Source organism: Halorubrum sp. SS7, assembly GCF_005435055.1.
GTDB lineage: Archaea > Halobacteriota > Halobacteria > Halobacteriales > Haloferacaceae > Halorubrum > Halorubrum salinarum.
The window spans coordinates 1-592 of sequence record NZ_SGXV01000232.1 but is presented as its reverse complement, the minus strand read 5'-3'; the positions used below and the strand labels follow the sequence as shown (position 1 = coordinate 592).

The window sequence follows — 592 nt, the reverse complement described above, 5'->3', positions numbered from 1 at the left end:
CCGAGCCGCCGACCCCGGAGAGGACGCCCGAAAGCAGGACGCCGGCGTACCGCACCTTCGAGACCGAGACGCCGACCGTGTCGAGCGCCTTCGGGTTCTCGCCGGCCGCCCGGAGGTGTTTCCCGAAGCCGGTCTGGTTCAACAGCCACCACGAGCCGACGGTCGCGACGATCACCATCGCGGTCGAGTACCGCCATCCGACGTTCGCGCCGAGGTTCGGCGTGTTGACGCCGCCGAAGAACACGGTCGACATGAACGGCGCGAGCCCTAACGCGATGAGCCAGACGGCCAGCCCGGCGATGATCTGGTCGGCCTTGAACTCGATGCAGACGACCGCGAACAGCGCCGACAGGAGCGTCGACGCGGCGATGCCGGCGAGGAACCCGACCGCGAGCGCCGGGACGCCGAGGACGGCGTTCCCGATGCCGACGACCGACGCGGCGTACACCGACACGAACGCCGAGATGATGAGCAGTCCCTCCAGCCCGATGTTGATGACGCCCGACTTTTCGGCGAAGATGCCGCCCAGCCCGGCGAGCACGATGGGCGCCGCGAGCCGCGCCGTCGACGTCGCGGTGCTCGTCGAGAAGAC

1 protein-coding gene is annotated in these 592 nt (G+C 69.6%); it reads right to left on the bottom strand.

Features of this window, described 5'->3' with window-relative positions; translation table 11 throughout:
* The coding region (locus EXE44_RS17795; RefSeq protein ID WP_137718036.1) for an ABC transporter permease at window positions 1–592 on the bottom strand (592 nt) is incomplete at both ends.